The organism is Williamsia sp. 1138 (assembly GCF_002095435.2).
In the GTDB taxonomy this organism is placed as follows: domain Bacteria; phylum Actinomycetota; class Actinomycetes; order Mycobacteriales; family Mycobacteriaceae; genus Williamsia.
On sequence record NZ_MJEJ02000046.1, the window covers coordinates 175,129 to 198,402 of the forward strand.

General features: G+C 65.3%; 23 protein-coding genes. 15 read left to right on the plus strand and 8 right to left on the minus strand.

Going from position 1 to position 23,274, the window contains the following annotated elements; all coding sequences use genetic code 11:
• The first annotated feature begins 2 nt into the window (after positions 1 to 2).
• The 6 genes from BH683_RS17050 (at position 3) to BH683_RS17075 (ending at position 5,603) form a co-directional block, all read left to right on the plus strand.
• Entirely contained in the window at positions 3 to 881 is an 879-nt protein-coding gene (locus BH683_RS17050; protein WP_084837461.1) for a LysR family transcriptional regulator, read from the plus strand.
• Positions 878 to 1,792 (plus strand): serine hydrolase, encoded by a 915-nt coding sequence (locus tag BH683_RS17055; protein WP_084837462.1) that lies wholly within the window; start codon positions 878 to 880, stop codon positions 1,790 to 1,792. Before BH683_RS17050 ends, BH683_RS17055 begins: the two co-directional genes overlap by 4 nt.
• A gap of 115 nt (positions 1,793 to 1,907) precedes the next feature.
• Positions 1,908 to 3,698, plus strand: a complete 1,791-nt coding sequence (locus tag BH683_RS17060) for a penicillin-binding transpeptidase domain-containing protein (protein ID WP_084837513.1) — start codon at positions 1,908 to 1,910, stop codon at positions 3,696 to 3,698.
• A gap of 81 nt (positions 3,699 to 3,779) precedes the next feature.
• Complete coding sequence (locus BH683_RS17065) at positions 3,780 to 4,247, plus strand: histidine phosphatase family protein (RefSeq protein ID WP_084837463.1); 468 nt, start codon at positions 3,780 to 3,782, stop codon at positions 4,245 to 4,247.
• 205 nt (positions 4,248 to 4,452) lie between these two features.
• A complete protein-coding gene (locus tag BH683_RS17070; RefSeq protein ID WP_084837464.1) occupies positions 4,453 to 4,854 on the plus strand; it encodes a hypothetical protein in 402 nt (133 codons plus the stop codon).
• Positions 4,854 to 5,603 carry a type 1 glutamine amidotransferase gene (locus BH683_RS17075; protein ID WP_084837465.1) on the plus strand — a complete coding sequence of 250 codons (750 nt, stop codon included), beginning with the start codon at positions 4,854 to 4,856 and terminating at the stop codon, positions 5,601 to 5,603. Before BH683_RS17070 ends, BH683_RS17075 begins: the two co-directional genes overlap by 1 nt.
• On the opposite strand, the gene BH683_RS17080 is transcribed toward BH683_RS17075, so the two are convergent.
• The 5 genes from BH683_RS17080 to BH683_RS17100 all read right to left on the minus strand — a co-directional run bounded on the left by BH683_RS17080 (position 5,588) and on the right by BH683_RS17100 (position 10,772).
• Positions 5,588 to 6,550 carry an alpha/beta fold hydrolase gene (locus BH683_RS17080; RefSeq protein WP_084837466.1) on the minus strand — a complete coding sequence of 321 codons (963 nt, stop codon included), beginning with the start codon at positions 6,548 to 6,550 and terminating at the stop codon, positions 5,588 to 5,590. The genes BH683_RS17075 and BH683_RS17080 overlap by 16 nt on opposite strands.
• 56 nt (positions 6,551 to 6,606) lie before the next feature.
• Complete coding sequence (locus BH683_RS17085) at positions 6,607 to 7,674, minus strand: DNA polymerase IV (protein WP_084837467.1); 1,068 nt, start codon at positions 7,672 to 7,674, stop codon at positions 6,607 to 6,609.
• A 77-nt stretch (positions 7,675 to 7,751) separates the two neighbouring features.
• Positions 7,752 to 8,807 carry an ABC transporter substrate-binding protein gene (locus BH683_RS17090; protein ID WP_084837514.1) on the minus strand — a complete coding sequence of 352 codons (1,056 nt, stop codon included), beginning with the start codon at positions 8,805 to 8,807 and terminating at the stop codon, positions 7,752 to 7,754.
• 35 nt (positions 8,808 to 8,842) lie between these two features.
• Complete coding sequence (locus BH683_RS17095) at positions 8,843 to 9,787, minus strand: TauD/TfdA family dioxygenase (RefSeq protein WP_084837468.1); 945 nt, start codon at positions 9,785 to 9,787, stop codon at positions 8,843 to 8,845.
• Positions 9,788 to 9,812: 25 nt separating this feature from the next.
• Positions 9,813 to 10,772 carry a TauD/TfdA family dioxygenase gene (locus BH683_RS17100; RefSeq protein WP_084837469.1) on the minus strand — a complete coding sequence of 320 codons (960 nt, stop codon included), beginning with the start codon at positions 10,770 to 10,772 and terminating at the stop codon, positions 9,813 to 9,815.
• Between the two features lie 256 nt (positions 10,773 to 11,028).
• On the opposite strand from BH683_RS17100, the gene BH683_RS17105 reads away from it, so the two are divergent.
• The 7 genes from BH683_RS17105 (at position 11,029) to BH683_RS17135 (ending at position 18,135) form a co-directional block, all read left to right on the plus strand.
• Positions 11,029 to 11,823: an IclR family transcriptional regulator gene (locus BH683_RS17105; protein ID WP_084837470.1), complete on the plus strand. Its 795-nt coding sequence runs from the start codon at positions 11,029 to 11,031 to the stop codon at positions 11,821 to 11,823.
• A 231-nt stretch (positions 11,824 to 12,054) separates the two neighbouring features.
• Entirely contained in the window at positions 12,055 to 13,089 is a 1,035-nt protein-coding gene (locus BH683_RS17110; RefSeq protein WP_246833436.1) for an ABC transporter substrate-binding protein, read from the plus strand.
• Complete coding sequence (locus BH683_RS17115) at positions 13,086 to 13,892, plus strand: ABC transporter ATP-binding protein (RefSeq protein ID WP_168187064.1); 807 nt, start codon at positions 13,086 to 13,088, stop codon at positions 13,890 to 13,892. The genes BH683_RS17110 and BH683_RS17115 overlap by 4 nt, the downstream gene beginning before the upstream one ends.
• Positions 13,885 to 14,763: an ABC transporter permease gene (locus BH683_RS17120; protein WP_084837473.1), complete on the plus strand. Its 879-nt coding sequence runs from the start codon at positions 13,885 to 13,887 to the stop codon at positions 14,761 to 14,763. The genes BH683_RS17115 and BH683_RS17120 overlap by 8 nt, the downstream gene beginning before the upstream one ends.
• A gap of 36 nt (positions 14,764 to 14,799) precedes the next feature.
• Positions 14,800 to 16,137 carry an LLM class flavin-dependent oxidoreductase gene (locus BH683_RS17125; protein WP_084837474.1) on the plus strand — a complete coding sequence of 446 codons (1,338 nt, stop codon included), beginning with the start codon at positions 14,800 to 14,802 and terminating at the stop codon, positions 16,135 to 16,137.
• Positions 16,134 to 17,360, plus strand: a complete 1,227-nt coding sequence (locus tag BH683_RS17130; protein ID WP_084837515.1) for an MFS transporter — start codon at positions 16,134 to 16,136, stop codon at positions 17,358 to 17,360. The genes BH683_RS17125 and BH683_RS17130 overlap by 4 nt, the downstream gene beginning before the upstream one ends.
• Positions 17,338 to 18,135: an SDR family oxidoreductase gene (locus BH683_RS17135; protein ID WP_084837475.1), complete on the plus strand. Its 798-nt coding sequence runs from the start codon at positions 17,338 to 17,340 to the stop codon at positions 18,133 to 18,135. The genes BH683_RS17130 and BH683_RS17135 overlap by 23 nt, the downstream gene beginning before the upstream one ends.
• 2 nt (positions 18,136 to 18,137) lie before the next feature.
• Here the strand turns inward: BH683_RS17135 and BH683_RS17140 are convergent, their stop codons facing one another.
• The 3 genes from BH683_RS17140 to BH683_RS17150 all read right to left on the minus strand — a co-directional run bounded on the left by BH683_RS17140 (position 18,138) and on the right by BH683_RS17150 (position 21,623).
• Complete coding sequence (locus tag BH683_RS17140; protein WP_246833433.1) at positions 18,138 to 18,587, minus strand: nuclear transport factor 2 family protein; 450 nt, start codon at positions 18,585 to 18,587, stop codon at positions 18,138 to 18,140.
• On the minus strand, positions 18,577 to 20,346 hold the full coding sequence (locus BH683_RS17145; protein ID WP_084837477.1) for an amidohydrolase family protein: 1,770 nt from the start codon (positions 20,344 to 20,346) through the stop codon (positions 18,577 to 18,579). The genes BH683_RS17140 and BH683_RS17145 overlap by 11 nt, the downstream gene beginning before the upstream one ends.
• A 107-nt stretch (positions 20,347 to 20,453) precedes the next feature.
• The gene (locus BH683_RS17150; protein WP_084837478.1) at positions 20,454 to 21,623 is read right to left on the minus strand and encodes an FAD-dependent oxidoreductase; all 1,170 of its coding nucleotides are present in this window, start codon (positions 21,621 to 21,623) and stop codon (positions 20,454 to 20,456) included.
• Positions 21,624 to 21,741: 118 nt separating this feature from the next.
• Here BH683_RS17150 and BH683_RS17155 point away from each other — a divergent pair, with 118 nt between their 5' ends.
• A complete protein-coding gene (locus tag BH683_RS17155; protein ID WP_084837479.1) occupies positions 21,742 to 22,113 on the plus strand; it encodes a VOC family protein in 372 nt (123 codons plus the stop codon).
• 175 nt (positions 22,114 to 22,288) lie between these two features.
• Complete coding sequence (locus BH683_RS17160; RefSeq protein WP_084837480.1) at positions 22,289 to 23,248, plus strand: type IV toxin-antitoxin system AbiEi family antitoxin domain-containing protein; 960 nt, start codon at positions 22,289 to 22,291, stop codon at positions 23,246 to 23,248.
• Positions 23,249 to 23,274 lie beyond the last annotated feature (26 nt).

The following is a 23,274-nucleotide window of genomic DNA, read 5'->3' on the forward strand; positions in this document are numbered from 1 at the left end:
TGATGGATCTGCTCCGACATCTGAGGTTCTTCGTGGCCGTCGCCGATGAGGGACATTTCGGCAACGCCGCGGTCAGGTTGGAGATGACTCAGCCCCCGGTTTCGCAAGGTCTGCGCCGGCTGGAGCGCAATCTGGGTGTGGAGCTGATCCGCCGTGCGCCGCACGGTGCCGAACTGACAGCTGCCGGGCGCGAATTGCTGCCCCGTGCGCGGGTCCTGATCGACGACGCCGACCGATTCACCGGTGAGGCACGTCGCCTGCGCGAGCACGCAGACGTACTGCGGTGCGGGCTACCGCCCGACCTCGATCCGTCGATCGCAGCTCAGTGCGCCGCGGCACTGGCCGGTCTCGGCTCTGATCAACGTCATCGAATCAGCGTGGCGCCCGTGGTCGATCTCGTCGACGATGTGCGCAAGGGTCTACTCGACCTCGCGATAGTCGAACATCCCTGCGTGCGTGATGGTCTCGAGAGCGGTCCGGTGGCTCGGATCGAGCGCACCTTCCTGGTGCCCGCCGGACATCCGGTCGCGGCGGCGAAGCGGCCGACTGTCCGCATGTTGCAGGGGTTGGCGCTGGCGCACTCGCCGCGGGCCGCGAATCCACCGGCCTTCGATCTGCTCGTCGACACCCTCCACGTCCGGGGTCTGGACCCGGCGATGCTGCCGGTGCGGGCGCCGGGCGAGTTGGTGGCCGCGGTGGCCGGCGGCGAAGCGTTCGCCGTTGCTCCGACACCGGGGCACCTGAGCCTGGTCACGGGCATCGAGACGGTCTCGATGATCTCCGACGACGTGCCATTGCGGTTGTTGGTGATCCGCCGACCCGAGGCACAGCGTCCACCGATCGATTCCCTCGAATCAGCACTGTGGAAGCTCTCCCGATGACGGTCGGACATCCTGACAGCGCTGTTGGGCAACGGCTTCGGGAGATCTTCGCCGACGCCGGGTGCGCCGCCTGGTTGCATGCCCGCACCATCGGTCGCACGCCGCAGCGCGAGTTCGGTTGGTACGCCGATGACCCTGTGGTGATGGCATCGGTGTACAAACTCCCGTTGCTGGCGGCCCTTTGCGTACACGCCGACCGCGGCGACATCAACCTGCGCGACACGATCACGGTCGATCCCAGAGAGTGCGCGGAAGGACCGACAGGCATTGCCACCCTGCATGATCCGATCACCTTGAGCTGGCGCGACCTGGCGGTGCAGATGATGGTCGTCTCCGACAACGCAGCAGCCGATGTAATCCTCGCAGAGGTCGGGCTCGACGGTGTTCGCGAGGTTCTGAACGGCGCGGGATTGCACTCCACGCATGTGGTCGGCGGTATGGCGCAGGTACAGCAACAACTTCTTTCCGACACCGGGTCGAGTACGGTCGCCGAGGCCTTCGCTGCTCTCGCCGACGTCGACCGGACCGGATCGCTCAGCGCCTACGATCCCGCCTTCGCCAGCGCCACCACTGCCCGGGAGGCAACCTGCCTGCTCGATCTGATCTGGACCGATCGCGTCGCCTCGGTCGACAGTTGCGAATTCATCCGAACCACGATGCGCAAGCAGGCGTGGAAGCAGCGGATCTCCTCCGGGTTCCCGCTCGGAATCGCCACGGTGGCCGGCAAGACCGGGACTCTCGGGGCGATCCGCAACGAGGTCGCCGTCGTCGAGTACCCGGGAGAACACCCCGTCGCCGTAGCCGTCTTCACCCATGCCGCGCGATCGGAGCTGTCGCTGCCGACGGTGGAGGCGGCGATCGGACAGGCAGCACGTGTCGCTGTGAACGAAGTACGCAGCGTGCTGGGCTGAAACGGACTTTGCGCTCTACACACGTCGCTTCAGCTGCACCGATAGCGGACCGCTATCGGTAGTCAGGGTGTCGTCGGTTGTTCGGCACGAAGCGCGCTGGTTGAGTTCGCGATCGATGAGAAACGTTGATCGCACTCGGTTCCCCATAGGTATTTTGCTGCTGGTCATGGCGCTGCTGGGCGCAGGATGCGCCGCGCCGGGCGACGACCCCGAAGACCCCTTTGGCGCTTTCGCATCGGCGCTGACCTCCGGCGACGCGAGCAGGGCAGCCGAACACACCACCGATCCGGCCGCGGCGGACGCGGCGATCAACGACATGTTCACCCACCTCGGCGAATCCGCCGAGGTGCGGGTGAGTGCCCGCGAGGTAGACGACGCCGGCGCCGGACATTTGACGATGTCCTGGACGTTCGGCGAGGGCACAGAACTCGACTACCAGACCAGCGGGCGCGCCGTCGACACCGACGACGGATGGCGTCTGGAATGGTCTCCGACCCTGCTGCACGACAACCTCGCGCCGGGAGCGCACTTCCAGTACTCGGACGACAGGAATCTGTTGACGCCTGTGGTCGACCGCGGCGGTGCGGACCTGATGACCTGGCAGACCGTCGGTGTGATCACCCTTCGCCGTGAATCCCTTTCGGAGGGATCAGCTGCGCTGGCCCCTGTGCTCGCCCCCATCGATCCCTCGATCACCGACGCATCGATCCGGACCGCGGCCGGGCAGCAGCAGGGCGACACCATCACCGTTGCGACACTGCGCGAACGCGACCTCGACCGCGTGCGGACCCGCCTCGAGTCGATCAACGGCGTCACCGTCGAGGAGCAGGGAAAGCTCCTCACCGCCGACAGGGCGTTGAAGTCGCCGGTGTTCGCCGGTGTCGACGAGGCGTGGAACAACCGCGTCTCACAGGGTGCCGGCTGGTCTGTCAGCATCGTCGACTCCGACGGGAATCCCGTCGACAAGCTCACCTCGGTTGCGGCGCAGCCGACCGACCCGCTTCAGCTGACCCTGGACCGGCGGCTACAACTGCTGGCCCAGCAGGCCGTTGCAGCGCAGAGCAAACCGGCCGTGTTCGTGGCCATGTCCACCTCGACCGGAGGACTCCTCGCGGTGGCACAGAACGGCGCCGCAGACCGCGATGGCGCGATCGCGCTCAGTGGTCTCTACCCGCCCGGCTCCACCTTCAAGACGATCACCACCGCGGCAGCGCTGTCGGCGGGCACCGCCACGCCCGACACCGTCCTACCCTGCCCCGGCCGCGCCACCATCGAGGGCCGGACGATACCCAACGAGGACGACTTCGACCTCGGCAAGGTGCCCCTGTCGACGGCGTTCGCCCGGTCGTGCAACACCACGATGGCCGCCCTGTCGAACCGGCTCGGTCCGGATGCACTCCCGGCTGTGGCGCAGCAGTTGGGCATCGGCGTGGATTTCGTGGTCCCGGGGATCGTCACCGTCACCGGGACCGTGCCCCGTGCGGACAGTCCGGCTCTGCGGGTGGAGAACGGTATCGGACAGGGCAGCGTCACGGCGTCACCGTTCGGGATGGCCGTGGCCGAGGCCAGTCTGGGGCACGGATCCATGGTGTTGCCGAGCCTGATCGTCGGCGAGCAGACCACTGCGGACACGACGCCGGAACCGCTCGATCCCAAGGTGACCAGCCAATTACGGGCAATGATGCGGCAAACGGTCACCTCGGGCACCGCGAGCGCACTCGGTGACATCGACGGTCTCGGCGGCAAGACCGGGACCGCCGAGTACGGCGACGACGGCGAAGCGCACGGATGGTTCACCGGCATATCCGGTGACATCGCCTTCGCATCACTCGTCGTCGGGGGCGGCAGCTCACAGCCGGCTGTCGAAGTCGCCGGGGACTTCCTCCGACCGGCGGGCGGGGCGTAGGCCAGGACTCCCCTCGGCGAAGCTTTGTGGCGTCATCGGCGTGCGACTACCGTCGCAACTGTGACGAGGACACTGATCTTGATGCGGCACGGCAAGTCCGGTTACCCGGACGGGGTCCGCGACCACGAGCGCCCGCTGGCCGAACGCGGACGGCGCGAAGCCGCCCTGGCCGGCCGCTGGATCGCTGACGCCGGCCTCACCGTCGACCACGTCCTCTGCTCGACCTCGACCCGCACGCGGCAGACGCTGGAGCGCACGGGCATCGCTGCGCCGGTGACCTACGTCGACGACATCTACGGTGGGCATCCAGACCACATCCTCGAAGCGATCCGGGTGCACGCACCGTCGCAGGCGCAGACGCTGCTCGTCGTCGGACACGAGCCCGGAATGCCTGCAACGGCACTGGCGCTCGACCCGGAAGGGCAGATCGACCGGTTTCCGACCTCGGCATACGCCGTGGTCGAGACCGAAACACCCTGGGACCAGTTGGGTCTTGCCCCCGACCCGACAGCTCGGCTGACTCAGATGGTGATTCCGCGGGAGCCCTGACACCTCTCCCCCACCCGAATTTGCGTCTTCCCCACGTTATTTCCGGTGGGCCGCGCAAAAACAGGTGGGCGGTGTGATCGAGTCGACCCGAGAGTAAGCGCGCGAAAAAGGCCACACGATCGCCGCTGCAGGCCCCAGAATGTCCAGAGTCAGACGGTTTTGGCCATACTGGACAAAACTCTTAATGCCGGCCCAGGAGACAGCAATGAAGCTTCCCGCATCAAAGATCGACGTGAAGACCATGGCCATACTGCTCGGGGCAGGGCGCGCGGGGCTCGGTCTCGGCTACATGTTCGCCCCCAAGACGACCGCGCAGGGTGTGATCGGCACCGAGGCCGCACTGCCCGGCGCGAAGCTGACCAACAGGATGTTCGGCGCCCGCGAGGTCTACCTCGGTGGCGTCGTCGTCGCGGCCGCACAGGCCCAGGAGAATCCGCTGCTCAAAAAGCTGCTGCTGTCGGGCGCGGGCGTCGATGCCTGGGACGCCACCGCCGCGCTGACCACCGGCGGCATCCCTAAGCTTCCCAAGTACGCCCTGACCGCCGTGGCAGTGAGCTACGCCGCGCTCGGGGTCTACATCGCCGCGCAGATCCCCGACAAGACCTGATGGCCGAGCTAAGCGAGACGGCCCAGCTCAGCGAGAACTCGACGGCGCGGCGCGGCAAAGCCCTCTTCGTGGTCCACGACACCGACACCGACCGCGGCATCGCCGACACCGGGACCCTCCGCGGCCACGTGGCAGACCGCGGCTACGAGGTCCAGATCGTGCACCCCTCCGGCGAACTCCCCGACGTCGGCGGTTTCGAATTCGTCGTCGTCATGGGCTCATCGGAGTCGGCGTACGACGACTCGGTGCCCTGGCTCGCCGCGGAGTTGACCTTCCTGCGGGCCGCCTTGGCGGCGAACGTGCCGATCTTCGGCGTGTGTTTCGGCGGGCAACTCCTCAGTCGCGTGCTCGGCGGCACCGTCAAGCGATCCGAACACCCCGAACACGGGTACGTGACGGTGAACAGTGTGGCGCCGGACCTGGTGTCGAACGGGCCCTGGATGCAGATGCACTTCGACCGCTTCTCGCTCCCTCCGGGCGCCCGCGAGATCGCCCGGAACGGTGCTGCGCTGCAAGCCTTCACGTTCGGACGCAACCTCGGCGTGCAGTTCCATCCCGAGATCTCCCCTGCCGTGTGGGCGACCTGGCAGGCCAGCTGGGCGGTGAGCCGCGAAGGTCAACTCGTCGTCGAACGCGGTATAGATCTACAGAAGATCACCGCCGAGATCACCGCGCGCGCAGAGGAATCACACCGCAACTGCGGGATCCTGCTGGATGCCTTCCTGAAGCTCGTTCACGCACCCGTGTAGGGCGGCACCGCCAGACACGGAACCGGGCGCGGATGCTTCGGATCAAGCGCATTGAGGACCATCGCCTCCGTCCGCTGGTTCGCGACGATCGACAGGTGATCGGAGCGATCGAGCGAACACGTGTCCTGCACAACGATGTTCGTGACCTCGATGCCCGCGGGCCCCGCCAGGATGCCGCTGGTGTACGGCGTCACGAGCTGGTCGTAGCGGGTGGCGATGTTGGTGTACGTGATGCCCTCCACGTAGGGCCCGTTCGGGGCGTCGATGGCGGCGGCGAAGTCGTCATCGTTCGGGGCCGCAACACAATCTGGACAGTCGGTCTGCGGGACCGCAGCCGGTGGCAGCCCGAGCGCGTCGGCGAACATCGCGATCAGGTCAGAGCGTCCCTGTCCGTCACCGTCAGAGCCCTGCCAGAACGGCGCCAGCGACACGTACTTGTCGATGTGGCGGGCGCCTCCGTAGTACTTCGCCCAGTATGTCGGGATCTGCGTACCCTGCGAATGACCCACGATGTCAACCTTTTCCGCACCGGTCTTGGCGAGAACGTTGTCGACGAAGAGCTTGAGCTGCCAGGCACTGATGGTCTTGTCACCGAGTCCGCCGATCCGCGAGAGAGGCCACTGCGGCGACAGCTCCCCGTAGGTCAGCGCAAAGACGCAATAGCCCTCGTTCTTGAGCGCAGGCACCAGTGAGATCCAGTTCGTCTGCTGCGAACCCGCCGTTCCATGCACCAGGACGACCGGATTGGGATGCTCCGGCGAGGGTTTACATCCGTAGTCGTTGGAGCCGGGAAGGGACCCACCCGGGTTTGCGAGTTCGGCGGGGATCCCGGCGAGGAAGTTGTGGTCGACCGGTAGCGGCGCAGCAGACGCTGCGGGCGCGAAACCCAGTCCGACAGCCAGTGCCAGAGCTGCGACCACCACACCTGATCGCTTCGTCCACCTCATGCTGATTCCTCTCGCTGCCCCGGTGGAAAACTAGCATCGCGGCCGGTGCCGAGGGCCTATTCCGGCATCACCAGGTCCAGGCGCACCCCGAGCAGACGGATCGGGCGGTCGAACTCGAACTTGTGCAGGACCTCGAGCATCGCCGGCTCGATGACATCGATATCGATGGTCGGCGCGGGCAGCTTGCGCGACTTCGTGCGCGTGTAGAACGTCATCGTTCGAACCGTGACAGCGACCCGGAAGGCGACCCGATCCTCGGACACCACCTGCGCCAACAACTCTCGGGTCAACTTTCGGATCGCGTCATCGATCTCAGCGGGCTCGGACAGATCCTTGGGAAACGTCTCGACCTTGCTGTGCGAGCGCGGGATGAACGGTTCGGTCTCGACATTGATGTCGCCGCCGCCCCGCGAGAGCAAGTGGAGCCAATTGCCGAGATGGGGTCCGAACTCGGCGACAAGCCGGCCGCGGTCCTCGGCGGCCAACTGCTCGACGGTCGAGATCCCCAGCGCCTCGAGTTTGGCGGTGGTTTTCGGTCCCACGCTCCAGAGGTCGCCGACCCCACGCTCGCCCATGATCGGCATCCAGTTGCTGCTGTTCAGTACAAAAATGTGCTCGGGATCGCGCTTGGCGAATCCCGTCGCCATCTTCGCCCGCTGCTTGTTGTCGCTGATCCCCACCGCCGACGACAGACCACGCTCATCGAGGATCCGTTGCCGGATGGACTGCGCCAGCCCGATCGGGTCGACCCCCGACTCCGTCGCGGGCACACCCAGGAACGCCTCGTCCCAGCCGATGACCTCGACCGGATATCCGAAACTCCGCAGAGTGCTCATCACCTCGGCGGACGCGGCGTCATACGACGCATGGTCCAGCGGCAGGTACACCGCATCGGGCATCTTCCGGAACGCCGACCGCAACGGCATCCCGGCCCGCACGCCGACATCGCGGGCCTCATACGACGCGCACGTGACGACTTTGCGGGGTTCGGTCGGGTCGCCGGTGCCGCCCACGATCACCGGGACACCGACGAGTTCGGGGTTTCCGCGGCGCTCGACAGACACCTGGAACTGGTCCAGGTCGACGTGCATGATCGCGCGGTAGCGCCGGAGCGGCTCAGTCATCCCTGCCGACGTTATGGCAAAACGAGGTCAGGCGCCTGCGCAATCGCAGGCGCCTGACCGCACGAGGCTAAAGTGACTCAGACACCCTCCTCGTTCGAGGCCGGCGGATACGTCCCGTTCGCGTATGGATTGAACTCATTGGTGTACAGCTCGTCGACCTTGATCCCGGCGGGTAGCTCACCGAGCCGAACCGCCTCGTCGATCCAGAGGCTGAACTCGTCGGGCTCGATCACCCCACCGGGCACCGGGACGCCGGGGCTCTTCCACTGCTTCACGAACTCGGTGTTCTCGTTGCGGCCACGGTCGTCGATCACCTTGACGAACCGGTTGACCACTTCCTCACGCGGACGCAGCTGCGCCCATCGGATGGCGCGGGCCACGCCCTGGACGTAGTCCTTCACCACCTCCGGGTTCTCCTTGATGTAGTCATCCCGGAAGACCGCGGTGGCGATGGACAGATTTCCGATGAGACTGGTGTCCCGGAAGATCTCGTGCAGACCGCCCTTCTGTAGGGCCACGTCCTTGAAAATGGTCCCGAGGTTACCCACCTCGATCTGCTGCTCCCGTAACGCCAGTTCGGTGTTGATCGGCGGGACGACGGTCAGCCCCACATTCTTGATGTCGGCATCTGAGACCCCCTCGCGGTGCAGCCACTCCTTGATGGCGTACTCGTGATAGGCGCCGAGCGTGTTGATGCCGACCTTCTTACCGACCAGGTCCTGCGCGGTCTCGATCCCACTGCCCTCCAGGGAGTAGTACCCGTGGAACGTTTCGGTGTCCGAACCGTTGGTGGAGACGACCCCGGTCACCTTCGACCCGGCCTGCTGCAACTTGGCCACCGACCCGTTGAATGCCGAGCCGGTGTCGATCTCACCGGTTGCCACCGCCTGGATGTCCTGCGGCCCGCTCGTGGTGTCCCCGACCCACTCGAGTTCGACCTTCTGGAAGTAGCCCAGCGATTCGGCGAGCTCGGACCACCCGACCTGTGATGCCCATCCTTGGTATCGCACCGTCACCTTGCCGTCCGCCCCGACCTCCGCGGTCTCACTCGTCGAACACGATGCCAAGACCACCGTGAGGACGGTGAACACCGCGATCGCGGTACCGGAGAAAAACTTTGGTCGACTTCGCATCTTCATATTCCTTGTGGGTGATTCCGGGTACCGGGTCAGGACCCGATGAACTGTTCGCCGGAGATGGCGACCGATGACGCACCGTCGACGCCGACCGGGATGTCGCCTTCGATGGTGGTGCGGTAGAGAACGCGCGCGACGTCCAGGTGATTGACGTCCCCCGGGGCCAGATGCGCGGTCGCGCGGTTGTCCCACACCGCGATGGTGCCTTCGCGCCAACGCAATCGGACCGTGTACGACGAGTTCGTCACCTCGTCGAAAAGCAGGTCGAGCAGGGCGTCGCTCTGTCGCCTGCTGTAGCCGACGATCCGGCTCGTGAAGCCTGGTTGCACGAAAAGGACCTTCTCGCCGGTCGCGGGATGGACCCGGACCACCGGATGTTCGGCGATCAGCGGTGTACGTGCCACCTTGTCGCCATAGTTGCTGCCCTCCTTGAACACCGGGTGGCGGCCACCGAACCGGTGCTCGGCCCGGAGTCCGTCGACGAGCTCCTTGATGGACTCCGGCAACCCCGCATAGGCGGCAGCCAGGTTGGTCCAGCTGGTGTCTCCGCCGCGAACGGGGGTGTTGCCCGCCCTCAGGATCGACACGGCGGGCGGATTGACCAGCGCGGTGACGTCGGTGTGCCATTCGTTGGTGTAACTGGCGGCCTTGACGCCGAACTTGCGCTCGTAGTCGCGGTTGTCGATCTTCAGGATCTCGGGGAAGTCGGTCGGCGCATCGTCGTCGTACGGATGCGAGGCGGTCACCGGCCCGAAGTTCCGGGCGAACGCGATCTGCTGCGCGTGGTCGATGTGCTGATCACGGAAGAAGATCACCTTGTGCCGATGGAGTCCGGCGACGATGGCGTCGGCCACCTCGGGATCGAGAGGTCGGGACAGGTCGACGCCGCTGACGTCGGCGCCGATGTGGCCGGCGACCCGGGCGAAGTGGACTGCGGATGTATCTGCTTCAACGGTGCGGAGATCGGTGATGGTCATGGCTTTTCCTTGTGTGAGTGTGTTTTCAGGCGGTACGGGCGTAGAAGGGTGCACCGGAGATCGAGCGCGACTGCTGACCCGCGACACCGACCGGTATGTCGCCCTCCACGGTGGTCCGGTGCAGCACGCGGACGACATCGAGGTGGCCGAGATCGGTGGGAGCCTGGTGGATCGTCGCGCGGTTGTCCCAGATCCCGATGCTGTCCGGGGTCCAGCGGACGCGGACGGTGTACGCAGGATTGGTGATCTCCGCGAACAGCAGATCGAGCAGCCGATCACTCTGCGAAGCACTGAGTCCGACGATGCGGCTGGTGAATCCCGGGTTGACGTAGATCAGCTTCTGACCGGTGACGGGATGTACCCGCACAACGGGATGCTCACTGATGATCGGATTCTGCTCGGTCAGAGCCGCCGCTTCCGATTGCTTCTCCCAACGCTTTTCGCGACCGCCGAAACGGTTCTCCGCGTACAGACCCTCCAGGAACCGCTGCAGCGACGCCGGAAGGTTGTCGTAGGCGGCGCCGAGATCGGCCCACGTGGTGTCGCCGCCGACGTCGGGTACGAGCTCCGCCCGCAATACCGTGACGGCAGGCGGATTGACCAGGGCAGTGACGTCCTGATGCCAGAAGCTGGCGTAGCTGTACTGCTTCGATCCGCCCCGGCTGGCGTACGTGCGTGAATCGACCTCCAGCACTTGGGGATATCCCGCCGGCGACTTGTCGGTGTACCCCAGCGGATGCGCATCGGTCACCCGGCCGAAATACTCGGTGAACTGCACCTGCTGCGCATGATCGATGGCCTGATCGCGGAAGAACAAGACCTTGTACTCGTACAGGGCCTCGCCCAGGGCACGCTGGGTCGTCGGGCTCTGCGCCTGCTTAAGGTCGAGGCCGGAGACCTCAGCGCCGAGATAGCCGGCGATGGGAGCAACCTCGATCGATTGTGCTGTCGACGCGACCGGCGTCTGGGTGTCTGTGATGGTCACCGTGATGATCCTTTCTTCGGGCCTTGAGATAACTCAATTGGCAATGGGTGAATACTCGAGTCGCCGTGAACACGGCCTGGGTGAAATATCAAAGGCGCCGGAAATTAACACCAGCGCGGCTTCCACAACGTGGAACCAGCACGCGAATCCGCCGAAAAATGCCGGTGAAAAGATCACAGCGCGCACAATCCTTCCGCTCGGACGGCCCACCGGGGATCGTGACCCACAGAGTTGACGAGTCGGCGGGGAGACAGCGATGGAGACAGGCGAGGGCGCGGATTCCGCAGTGCCCCTGCGGCCCCGCACGGGGTCTCAGGCGATCGAACGGGCGATATCAGTCCTGTACGCGTTGGAGAACACCGACGCGTTCATACCGATCAGCGAATTGGCCCGGCGGGTAGGACTTCCGATCAGTACCACCCACCGGATCGCGCAGGCACTGGTGCGGGGCAGGCTGCTCACCCAAGACCCGCAGACCGATTGCTACGGCATCGGTGACGGCTTGCTGACCCTGGCCTCCTCCACCACCAGACGCATCGACGTCGATGCCGCCGCACCACACCTGCACACCCTGTCGTCGCAGATCAAGATCACCGCGAGCCTGGGAATCGCCGAGGACGACCACGCGGTCACGGTGTACTCGGCGCGCCCTCCGGTTGCCTTCTGCGGACACCAGATCCCGGAGCAACGCGCCGCACTGGACGCGACCGCGATGGGGCGGGCGATCGCCGCCTTCGCAGGGCGAAAAGGGCGACAGCGAGTCACTGCGGGCGATGCCGCCCGCCGGCGTGGTTACGCGATCTCCGACCCGGCCGAGGTCACCGCGATCGCGGTCCCGGTCTTCGACGCGGGAGGACGCGTCCGCGCCTCTATCGGTGTGCAGGCGCTGAGCATACGACTGAATCAGAAGTTGATAACTCAGATCTATCCGGCGATGCGGCACACCGCGGCTCTGCTCAGCGATGTGGTGTCGGAGTCGTCGCTGCAGAAGCCGGGCTCATCGGTGGGAGCACTGGCGGTTTCTCCTGACCTTTTACGCGGCTCGATTTAATATGCGCCGCATATTCCACGTCGTGAAATAGCTTGTTGTGACGGGCGCTCGGCGCCCAACATCATTGGTCCAACACACGAAATCGATCAGTGGCATTCGGCGCTCAGGGGCTCGGCAGGACGTCGATTTCGAACAAATACTTTTCCGCGAGATCCACCGCGCGGAAAACCGAAGGGGAATCTCGTGAAACACACAACACCGCGACGTCTACGTGCGATTGCGGTTCTGGCACTGACGCTCTCGTTCGGGTTGGCCACGACTGCGTGCGGGTCATCGTCCGACGAGGCCACCCTGACTGCTGATGGCAAGACCGAACTGAGGTATCTCGCCTCACCATCGACTGTCGTATTTCCAGAACTGGCAGCTGATCTCGGCTACTTCAGCGAGGTCACGCTGAAGTCTGTGGGTGAAACCACCAGCGGACCGCAGTCCATCCAGGCGACCGCGACAGGAGATTCCGATTTCGGTGGCGCTTTCAACGGAGCAATCGTCAAGTTGAAGTCGGCCGGATCGCCCATCACCGCTGTTGTCGACTATTACGGCGCTGATTCCAAGACCTACAACGGGTTCTACGTGGTCGACGACTCCCCGATCCGCAGCGCCCGCGACCTGATCGGCAAGAAGGTCGGCATCAACACCCTCGGCGCGCACTCCGAGTTCGTCATTCGGGAATGGCTTGCCCGTGAGGGTCTTTCGAAGGACGAGATCGCCTCGGTGCAGCTGCTGGTGGTGCCACCCATCAACACCGAGACCGCTCTTCGTCAAGGACAGATCGACGTCGGCGCCTTCAACAACATCTTCCGCGACAAGGCCCTCGAGACCGGTGGACTGCGTGAGCTCTTCACCGACGCGGTGTTCGGCGACTTCAGCTACGGCAGCCTTGTGCTGCGCGACGACTTCATCGCGAAAAACCCCGAGGCCGTCAAGGACTTCGTGCAAGGTACCGCTCGCGCCGTTCGATGGACCCAGGTGACCCCGCGCGACGAGGTCGTCGCACGCTTCAAGGACATCATCGGCAAGCGCGGTCGGGGTGAAGACCCGGCGCTCGCCGACTACTGGCAGAGCTCGTCCATCCCGACCGCCGGCGGCGTCATCAAGCCCGAAGAGTTCCAGCTCTGGATCGACTGGCTGGTACGCAACGGTGAACTCGAGAAGGGAAAGCTCACCCCGGAAGACGTCTTCACCAACGACGACAACCCTTACGCCAACGGCACCTACCCGCCCGAGTCGGGTCCTGACGGCGCACCTGTGGAGGCAGCATCATGACCACACCGAAGCTCGAATTACGTTCGGTACGCAAATCATTCCCATCCCCCGGCAAACCCGACTTCGTCGCGGTCGACGACATCACGATCGCCGCGGCCGAAGGCGAGTTCCTGGTGCTGGTCGGTCCCAGCGGTAGCGGCAAGTCGACGCTGCTCGATCTGATCGGCGGTCTGACCAAGCCGACTTCCGGGGAGATCCTGCTCGACGGCCGGCCGATCACCGGCCCCGGTCTCGACCGTGGCGTCGTCTTCCAGCAATACGCATTGCTCCCCTGGCGTTCAGCGCGCGCCAACGTCGAGTTCGGTCTCGAGGCCAAGGGCATTCCGCGGCACCGCCGCAAGACGATCGCCGACGAGTACCTGCACCTGGTGGGGCTCGACGGGTTCGCGGACCACTTGCCTCACGAACTCTCCGGGGGCATGAAGCAGCGTGTCGCGATTGCGCGCAGCCTCGCCTACGACCCCGAGGTGCTGCTGATGGACGAACCCTTTGCCGCGCTCGACGCCCAGACGCGGGAGTCGCTGCAGGACGAATTGCTCCGCATCTGGAAAGCCACCGGCAAGACGATCCTCTTCATCACCCACGGCATCGACGAGGCGATCTACCTCGGGCAACGGGTTGCCGTGCTGACCGAACGTCCCGGGCGCATCAAGGAAATCCTGGATATCGACATCGACCACGATGCCGTGGACGATCTGCGCTCCTCCGAACAGTTCCGCGATTACCGGCACCGGATCTGGCTCTCGTTGCGGCCGGAAGTACAGGCCACACAGACCCAGATTGGAGTGCGCGCACATGTCTAACGTCACTTTGGAGAAGGCAGCGCCGGTTGCCGAGATCGGAGCGCCGCCCCCCGCGACCGCTGCACCCGACAAGCCCAAGGCCCGCAAGCCTGTGGGCCGGACCATCCTGCGCACCGGCAACTGGGTGTTCCGCACGACCATCGTGCTGGCCCTGCTGCTCGTGTTCTGGGAGGTGGCCCCGCGGATCGGTCTGGTGGACAAAACGTTCTTGCCGCCGTTCTCCGATGTCGTCGACGCACTGATCAAGCTCGCGCAGAGCGGTCAACTGTCAGAACACATCTCGGCAAGTGTCGGGCGGGCGCTCAAGGGCTTCACGGTCGCCGTGGTCGTCGCCGTACCACTCGGCATCGTGATCGGCTGGTACCGCCCCGTCGCGCAGCTGCTCAACCCGGTCCTCGAGTTGTTCCGCAACACCGCCGCCCTGGCCCTGCTGCCGGTCTTCGTCCTGATCCTGGGTATCGGCGAGACGTCCAAGGTGGCGCTCGTCATCTACGCCTGCATGTTCCCCATCTTGCTCAACACCATCTCGGGCGTGCGCACCGTCGATCCCCTTTTGATCAAGTCCGCCCGTTCACTGGGCCTCTCGTCCTTCCGGCTCTTTCAGAAGGTGATCCTGCCTGCCGCACTACCGACCATCTTCACCGGCATCCGTCTGTCTGCTGCCGCCTCGATCCTCGTTCTCATCGCCGCCGAAATGGTGGGTGCGCGTTCAGGACTGGGCTACCTGATCATGGCCAGCCAGCTCAATTTCCAGATCCCGCAGATGTACGCCGGGATCTTGACCATCGCGCTGGTCGGACTCGTATTCAACTTCGTACTGGTGATCATCGAACGCCGGTTCTCACGGTGGCGCACCCCCTCGAACGAATGACGTCCCACCCCACCACCTCTCGACCCTAGGAATCACATGTCACGCACGTTGCACCTCAATGCTTTTGTCATGGGCGTCGGCCACCACGAGGCCGCCTGGCGCCATCCACGCACCGCCGAACACCACGTCCTCGACGTCGATCACTTCGTCCGGCTCGGTCAGATCGCCGAGCGCGGCAAGCTCGACTCGATCTTCTTCGCCGACGGTCTGGCGATCGGCCCGAACATCCGGCGCAACACCCAGGCCATCTTCGAACCGATCACCCTGCTGTCGGCCATTGCCGGCGGGACCAGCAAGGTCGGTCTGATCGCCACCGCCTCAACGGGTTACAACCACCCGTACACCTTGGCTCGCGCCTTCGCCTCGCTCGAACACATCAGTGGCGGCCGGGCCGGCTGGAACATCGTCACATCGGGCAACAGCCAGGAGGCCCTCAACTTCGGCCTTGACTCCATCCCCGAGCACGCGGGCAGGTACCGCCGGGCCCAGGAGTTCGTCGACGTCGTGACGAAACTGTGGGACAGCTGGGATCAGGACGCCGTGGTGCTCGATGTGGAGGGCGCAGTCTTCGCCGATCCGGATCGGGTCCGGACCATCGACCACGTGGGAGAGCACTTCTCGGTTCGCGGTCCGTTGAACTCACCGCGATCCCCGCAGGGCAGGCCGGTACTGGTGCAGGCCGGGTCTTCGGAAGACGGCAAGGAACTCGCGGCGCACTACGCCGAGGTGGTCTTCACCGCGCAGCGCACCATCGCCGAGGGCCGAAGCTTCTACCAGGACCTCAAGAGCCGGTTGCCGAAGTACGGCCGCACGTACTCCGATCTGCAGATCCTTCCGGGCATAGTCCCCTTCATCGGCGCTACCGAGGCGGAGGCCAAAGCCCTCGAACGCGAGTTCACCGACCTCATCTCTCCCGACTACGCGCTCGGGCAGCTGTCGGCATTCTTCAACGTCGACCTCACGGGACTGTCCCTGGACGCCCGGCTCCCCGAGCTCCCACCGGAATCGGAGATCGAAGGACACAAGAGCCGGTCGACGCTTGTCCGGCAGCTCGCCGCGAAGGGTGACTTGACGATTCGGGAGCTGATCGGCGAACTCGGTGGCGGTCGGGGCCACCGCAGCATCGCAGGCACCCCCGAGCAGATCGCCGACGACCTGATCGCCTGGGTCGACGCCGATGCGGCTGACGGCTTCAACATCATGCCGCCCTACCTGCCGGGTGGTCTCGACGACTTCGTCGACCAGGTCGTTCCGATCCTGCAGGCGCGCGGCCGATTTCGCACGGACTACACGGAGTCGACCCTGCGGGGCCACTATGGCCTGGACGTACCCACCGCCGCCGAGTCACGGGAGCAAGCAGCCACCGCGGTATGACGGCGACCCTGGACGCTCAGCGTCCACTACGGTCGCTGGCAGGAACCGTCTACCTCCCGGCTGCGGCATACGGCATCGGGCAGGGGGCGGCCGCACCGGTGATGGTGCTGGCCGCCCTCGACCTCGGTGCCGGCGTGGCGATTGCCGGCCTCGCGGTGGCGCTGGTCGGACTCGGACAGGTGATCGGCGACACCTGCTCCGGCCAGATAGTCGCGCGCATCGGTGAACGCCGTTCGATCATCCTCGCGAGTTCGGTGGCGGCAGTGGGTGCACTGACCTGCTTACTGGCGCAGGCGGTGTGGTTGCTGGCCCTGGGAATTCTGCTGGTGGGCCTGGCCAACGCCGTGTGGGGCCTGGCGCGGCAGAACTACCTGTCGCTGGCGGTGCCGTTCGAATGGCGGGCGCGGGCGATGTCGCTGTTCGGCGGAGCCATGCGATTCGGCTTCTTCGCCGGCCCGTTCATCGGTGCGGGCGCGATCGTGCTGATGGGGGCACGGGGTGGGTTCGTCGTGCAGCTGGTGGCGATCATCGTCGCCGGTCTCATGATGGCACGGCTGGCGGATCCACCAGGTGCAGGCGCGGTGCACTCACCGGTCAGCCTCCGCGGGGTGTTTGCCGAGCACGGCCGGTTGCTGTCGACCCTCGGTGCCGGATCACTGCTGCTCGGTGTCGCCCGCAGCTCGCGTGATGCGATATTGCCGTTGTGGGCCCACCACATCGGCCTCTCCCCCGCTGTGGCCAGCCTGCTGTTCGGCGTCGGTGCCGCGGCCGACGTGATCTGCGCCTACCCTGCCGGACACCTGATGGATCGCTTCGGACGCACCTTCGTGGCAGTTCCCTCGATCCTGGTCCTGGCAGTGTCGTACGTGGCGCTGCCCTTCACCACTGCGGTGGCCGGCTTTGCGGCAGTAGCCGTCGTGATGGGCATCGGGAACGGTTTCGGCAACGGGGTGATCATGACCATCGGCGCCGACGTGGCCCCGCAGACCGGTCGCGCCGAGTTCTTGGCCGCCTGGCGACTGACCCACGATGCAGGATTCTTCGCAGGGCCACTGGCGGTTGCAGCTGCGGCTGCGCTCTTCCCACTGTCGATCGCAGCGTTCACGGCGTCGGGTCTCTCCGCCGGGGGCGCACTGATGCTGGGCAAGTATGTTCCGGAGTACACACGCGACACGTTCGCCTCGAGCAGGGAGAAGGCACATGGATCTGGGTCTGACCGGTAAGCGGGCGATCGTCACCGGTGGCAGCAAGGGCATCGGACTGGCGATCGCCACCGCACTGGCCGCCGAAGGGTCTGACGTCGTCATCGCGGCGCGCGGGGTCGAGGCGCTGAACACGGCGGCCGCCGACATCGCCGAGAAGTCGGGCCGCAAGGTCGTGGGCATCCCGGTCGATACCGGCGACGACGCGTCCGTGCAGGCCCTGGTGGACCGCGCGGTCGCAGAGTTGGGTGGGGTCGACATCCTGGTGAACTCGGCCGCGACACCATGGAGTGCCGGCAAGCCGACCGATTTCGCGGCCACCACCGACGACGTCGTCCGGCGTGAGGTCGAGATCAAGGTGCTCGGTTACCTGCGAACGGCTCGGGCAGTGGCGCCCCACCTCATCGACCAGGGCTGGGGACGCATCATAAACATCAGCGGACTCGGTGCCCGACAGGCCAATTCGATCGCCCAGACCATCCGCAACGTCAGCGTGTCGGCGCTCACCAAAAACTTGGCCGATGAACTCGGCCCACACGGCATCAACGTCACCGTCGTACACCCGGGCCGTACCCGCACGGCACGACTCGATCAGCAACTGGCAGAGAAGTCCGCCGAGACCGGTGTTCCCGTCGCCGACCTCGAAGAAGAGCTGGCCACCAACTCGATCCGCCGGATCGTCGATGCCTCCGAGGTCGCTGACGTCGTCGCGTTCCTCGCCTCACCGCGCAGTATCGGGATCACCGGCGACGCGATAGCCGTCGGTGGCGGAGTCGTCGGACCCGTCTACTACTGAGATCAGATCTGGCCGGTGGCGTCGTAGATCCACGACGTGTCGGCGGCGGCCAGCGTATCCATCCAGTCCGATGGGGCCGTGTTCGCCAGGCCACCGAAGTCCCAGTAGTCCTTCCAGAGGGTGATCTTGCCGTCGACCACTTTGTGCACGGTTACGAAGGCCAGGGTCGCGGTCTCGCCGGTCGCCCAGGTCCACGTCTCGCTGTGCTCGTACATCACGTCCGCGCCGTCGGAGATCAGCAGGCCATCGTGGTTGATGTAGTCGGCGAGGCTCTCCAGCCCGACCTTCAATCGCTTGACGATGTCATCGGGACCTCGGGCGGCGAGTCCGGGACCGACCGGCATGTCGATATAGATGCAATCGTCGGACACAAATCCTTTGACCCCCTCCCAGTCTCGCTTGCTCAGCGCGGCCCAGAGACCCAGCACTACGGACTTGTTGTCAGCTGACACGCTCGTACCTCTTTTCGTTCGCGTGTGCGGGAAGGAAGCGTCCGATGCGTTTGTGGCCCAGCACATCCGCCGGGCGGCCGTCGGTGAACACCGTCTCACCGCCCACCATGACGGTGCGTACCGTGCGTTCGTTGCGGTTCACCATGCGCGAGAGTCCGCCGAACTGCTCGACCTCCGCCTCGTGATAGTCCTCGAGGGAGCCGTCGAGATGCTCGGGGTCGAGCACGAACAGGTCAGCACGGTCGCCGACGCGCAGGTGCCCGGCGTCGATGCCGTACCAGTCACCGAGTTCTCCGGTCAGCCGGTGGACGGCGTGTTCGACGGACATGAACGGCTCACCGGCGCGGGCCGCGGTGTGCACGTGCCGGAGCAGCCGCAGCCCGAAGTTGTAGAACGCCATACTCCGTAGGTGCGCGCCGGCGTCAGAGAAGCCGATCTGGATCCCGGGATCCCTGGCGAGCTTCTTGAGCAGCTCGGGCCGGTGGTTGGAGATGGTGGTGCGCCAGCGGATCTTGGGTCCGTGCTCGAGCAGGAGGTCGAGATACGCGTCCACCGGATGCAGGCCACCGCGGTCGAGTCCGACGTCGCCGAAGGTCTTGCCGACCACGGCGGCGTCCGGGCATTCGACGATCTCTGCGTCGAAGAAGTCCCGGTGCCAGACCCGCGGTCCGTACTTCTTGTCGTAGTCCTTGCGAAAGCGGCGGCGGTAGCCCTCGTCGCGCATCAGCTCGTTGCGATCGATCTCGTCTTGCAGATGCAACGCCGCCGCGCCGGAGCCGAACTCCTCGAACACGGCCAGTTCCATGCCGTCGGCGTAGACCTCGAACGGCACCGGCAGGTGCTGCCACCGGAAATCGCCACCGAGCCTGTTGATCAGCCTGGCCATCGGGCCCATCGCATGGACGACCTCGGGTCGGGCTTTGATGTCGGCCGCGGACAGCAGGCTCGTCTTCAGTTGCGGCCGTCCGATGCCCAGCGATGTGAACAGCTGCGACAGCACGTTGAGCGGGCGTGAGATGTCAGGCCCTGACTGCAGCACCCGCTTGCGCCCCCGCAAGATCGCATTGAGCCGGCGTAACTCTCGCCGTTTCGCATACGTGGACGGCAGAGTCCGGGACCGGCAGACGACGCCGTCGAGTTTGTCGAAGAGCAGTTGCTGCGACGACAACCCGACGAAACCCGCATCCAGGGCCTTGATGAGCATGCGCTCCATCCGGACCTGTTCGGTTGCCGTGGGAACCACGTCGCCTCGGGTCGCCCGGTCGAGGCCCATTGCTGCCGCCCGGATGTCGGAGTGCCCGATGAAGGCTGCGACGTTCGGGCCGAGAGCCAGCGAGGAGAGCGCGTCGACGTATTCGCGGGCGTTGCGCCACGTCCGGTGCCGCTCGATGTTGGAGATGACATGGCTGCGCGGGATCGCTTCCACGCGCCCGAAGAGATCCCCTGCCACCTCGGCGTCGACGTGGATGGTCGACAACGAGCACGAACCGAGCAGCACTGTGGTCACGCCGTGCCGCAGCGACTCGCTCAGACCAGGACCGCCGAGCACCTCGACGTCGTAGTGGGTGTGGATGTCGACCATGCCCGGCAGCACCCACAGCCCCGCTGCATCGATGATGTCGGCACAACCGTCGGCGTCGATCGGCTCGGCGGAGATCAGCGCGATGCGACCATCGCGGATACCGATGTCGCGGACAGCCGATGCCGCGCCGGTGCCGTCGAACCACCGGCCTCGGCGGATCACTGTGTCGAAGGCCATGGGTCGGATTACAACCCCGCCGGCGTCGCTACGTCAGGTGAATCGGCGAATTGAGTCGAACTTGCGAATCATGTTGGCATAGCGCAAATAATCTGCACCCAATGCCGTCATACCGGCGGTGGTTTGTGATCGGCAACCAGCTTTTCCGCCAGCTCGTAGTCGTCGTCACTGTTGTAGGTGAGCCCGCCTACGGTCACGCCGCCGCGCTCGTACCAGACGGTGAAGCCACCTTCCGGAAAACCACCGTTGCGTTCGACGAGATGTGCGGAGTCATAACCGTCGCCCCATGCCGCGTACTTGAGGGTGTGATTGCCGATGGTGGTCCAGAATCCCGGTACCGCATCCCACGATTTCTCGACCCCGGCTGCCGTCGCGCCGGCCACCTCTCCCTGGTCCACGGCATCCTGCCAATGTTCGGTCGCGACCTGGCGTCCGGCGGCAGTGTTGTGCGCAGTCGAGACGTCTCCGACGGCAAGTACACCGGCCGCGCTGGTGCGCATACGTTCGTCGACGACGATCCGGCCCTCGTCGACCGTCAGGCCCGCCGATTCCGCAAGCTCCGCGCACGGCGAGATGCCGGTCGCCGCGAGGATGAGGTCGGCATTGATACGGACGCCGTCGTCCAGGGTCACCGCCCCCGGTTCGATCTTGACGACGTTGGGACCGCCGACGTAGCGCACGTGGGAGTCGTCGAGCATCGCCCGGATTCTGGCGCCGGCATCCGGACCGAGACGGCGTTCCTGCGGGACATCGTCCGGCGCGACGAGGGTCGTGGTCACCCCGCGCGCAGCGAGCGACGCGGCGGCCTCACAACCGATGAACCCTGCGCCGATGACCACCGCCGAAGCAGTCTGCTCGGCGGCATCACGCAGGTCGGCGGCCTCACGGAAGGATCGCAGTAACAGTGCGTGTTCGCCGCCGGGCACCGGAATCGGCACCGGTTGGGCCCCCGTTGCGATGATCGCGGTGCCGAATTCGATGGTCTCGCTGGTCGAGAGCTTCGCGTTCTTGGTGGTGGTGTCGAGTTCGACAACCGTGGTGTCGGTGCGGACTTCGACGTTGTGCTCGCTGTACCACTCCCGTGGATGCAACGCGATGTCGTCGGGGCCGCTGTCCCCCTGCAGGTAGTCCTTGCTCAGGGGCGGCCGAAAGTACGGCAGATCGGGATCAGTCGTCACGATCAGCACTCGACCGCTGCCGCCGTTGTCGCGATAGCTTTCCGCCGCCGACACTGCGCCGGGCCCGCTGCCGATGATCAGTAGCTCTGTGCTGTTCATGCGCCTCGCGTACCCCAATTGAACCCCAGCGAACATTGAGGACCGAAACTGTCCTCAATCGTTGCGATGATGTTCTCAGCAGCAAAACAAGAAATCACCGCACGCACTGGAGGAAATCATGAACTGGACACTCGAACTCGTCATCCTTCCCGTCACCGACGTCGACCGCGCACGGGACTTCTACAAGAAGGTCGGCTTCAACGTCGACCACGACCACGTGGTCTCCGACGAGGTCCGCTTCGTCCAGATGACGCCACCCGGATCGGCCTGCTCCATCGCCTTCGGCAAAGGCCTCACCGACGCCGAGCCCGGCTCGGTCAAAGGCCTGCAAGTAGTTGTCTCCGACATCCAGGAGGCCCACGACCACCTGCAGTCCGTCGGCATCGACCCAGGCGAGATCGACATCCAGCCCTGGGGCCACTTCGTCGGCTTCTCCGATCCCGACGGCAATCAGTGGGCCGTGCAATACATGCCCTACCGCAACGCCTGACCTCCCCCACCCCTCAAATTCGCGCCATCTGCGTGCGTACGCGCCAGTTGCAACCGGCGCGAACGCGTGGAGGTGGCGCGAATTTCTGTCCACAGACCGGTCGGGTGTCCACAGGCCCGCCGTCGAAGGACCAAATCGCGCGAGCTCTGTCGGTGCCGATTCCGACAGTCGGTTCATGAATGAACCCAATACAGACAATTCCCGAGTCATCCGTCGCCGCGACGCAGTGCAAGTCGGCGAACTCGACCGCCGGCTGGCCACTCGCGTCAAGACGGGTCAGTTGACCCGGATCCATCGCGGCTTCTACACATTCACCTCAGACCTGATCGAACTCGATCGATTCGACCGAGAACGGGAACTCTATCGGCGGAAGGTCCTCGCGGCCGCCGACAGCGGCGAGCCGGGCAAGGCGATCAGTCACTGGTCCGCTGCCGTCGTGCACGGACTGCCGATGCTCAACGGCGACCTCGCCCGAGTTCATTTCACGGCGAACCGCATCGGAGGAGGACACCGCAAAGGCCGAGGGTGCGTGATTCACGGATCCACCTGGAATTCAGACGAGGTGGTGATGGTCGGCGAGTATCTCGTGACATCACGGGCTCGGACGGCGATCGACATCGCTCGTTCAGGAACGTTCTACCAAGCGGTGTGTGTGCTCGACGGAGCACTCTTCGAGGGGGTCCCGCGATTCGAACTGGAGAACGCCTTGCGCGGCAGCGTCGGCAGGACCGGTGTCTCCATCGCCCGGGCAGCACTTGCAGTGGCCGACGGGAAGTCTGAGAGCATCGGCGAATCCCTCTCCCGCGCGATGATGCTGAGCTTCGGCGACATCCCACTCCCACGTCTGCAAAATCGGTTTCTCGACGCCGACGGAGCCTTCGTGGCCCGCACCGACTTCGACTGGGAAGGTCTCGTGGCCGGGGAGTTCGACGGCTATGCGAAATACATTCGCTACCTTCGTCCCGGTGAGACCACCGAGCAGGCGTATGAGCGCGAGAAATGGCGCGAGCAGAACCTGCGTCGCATCGGGGTCTTCGTCGTCCGCTGGAACTGGAAAGACCTCGAACACCCCGCCCGATTCCGCCGAATACTGGTCCAGGCCCTGACGACTCACGGCTTGATGGCCACCGCCTGATCCAAATTCGCGCCACCTACGTGCGT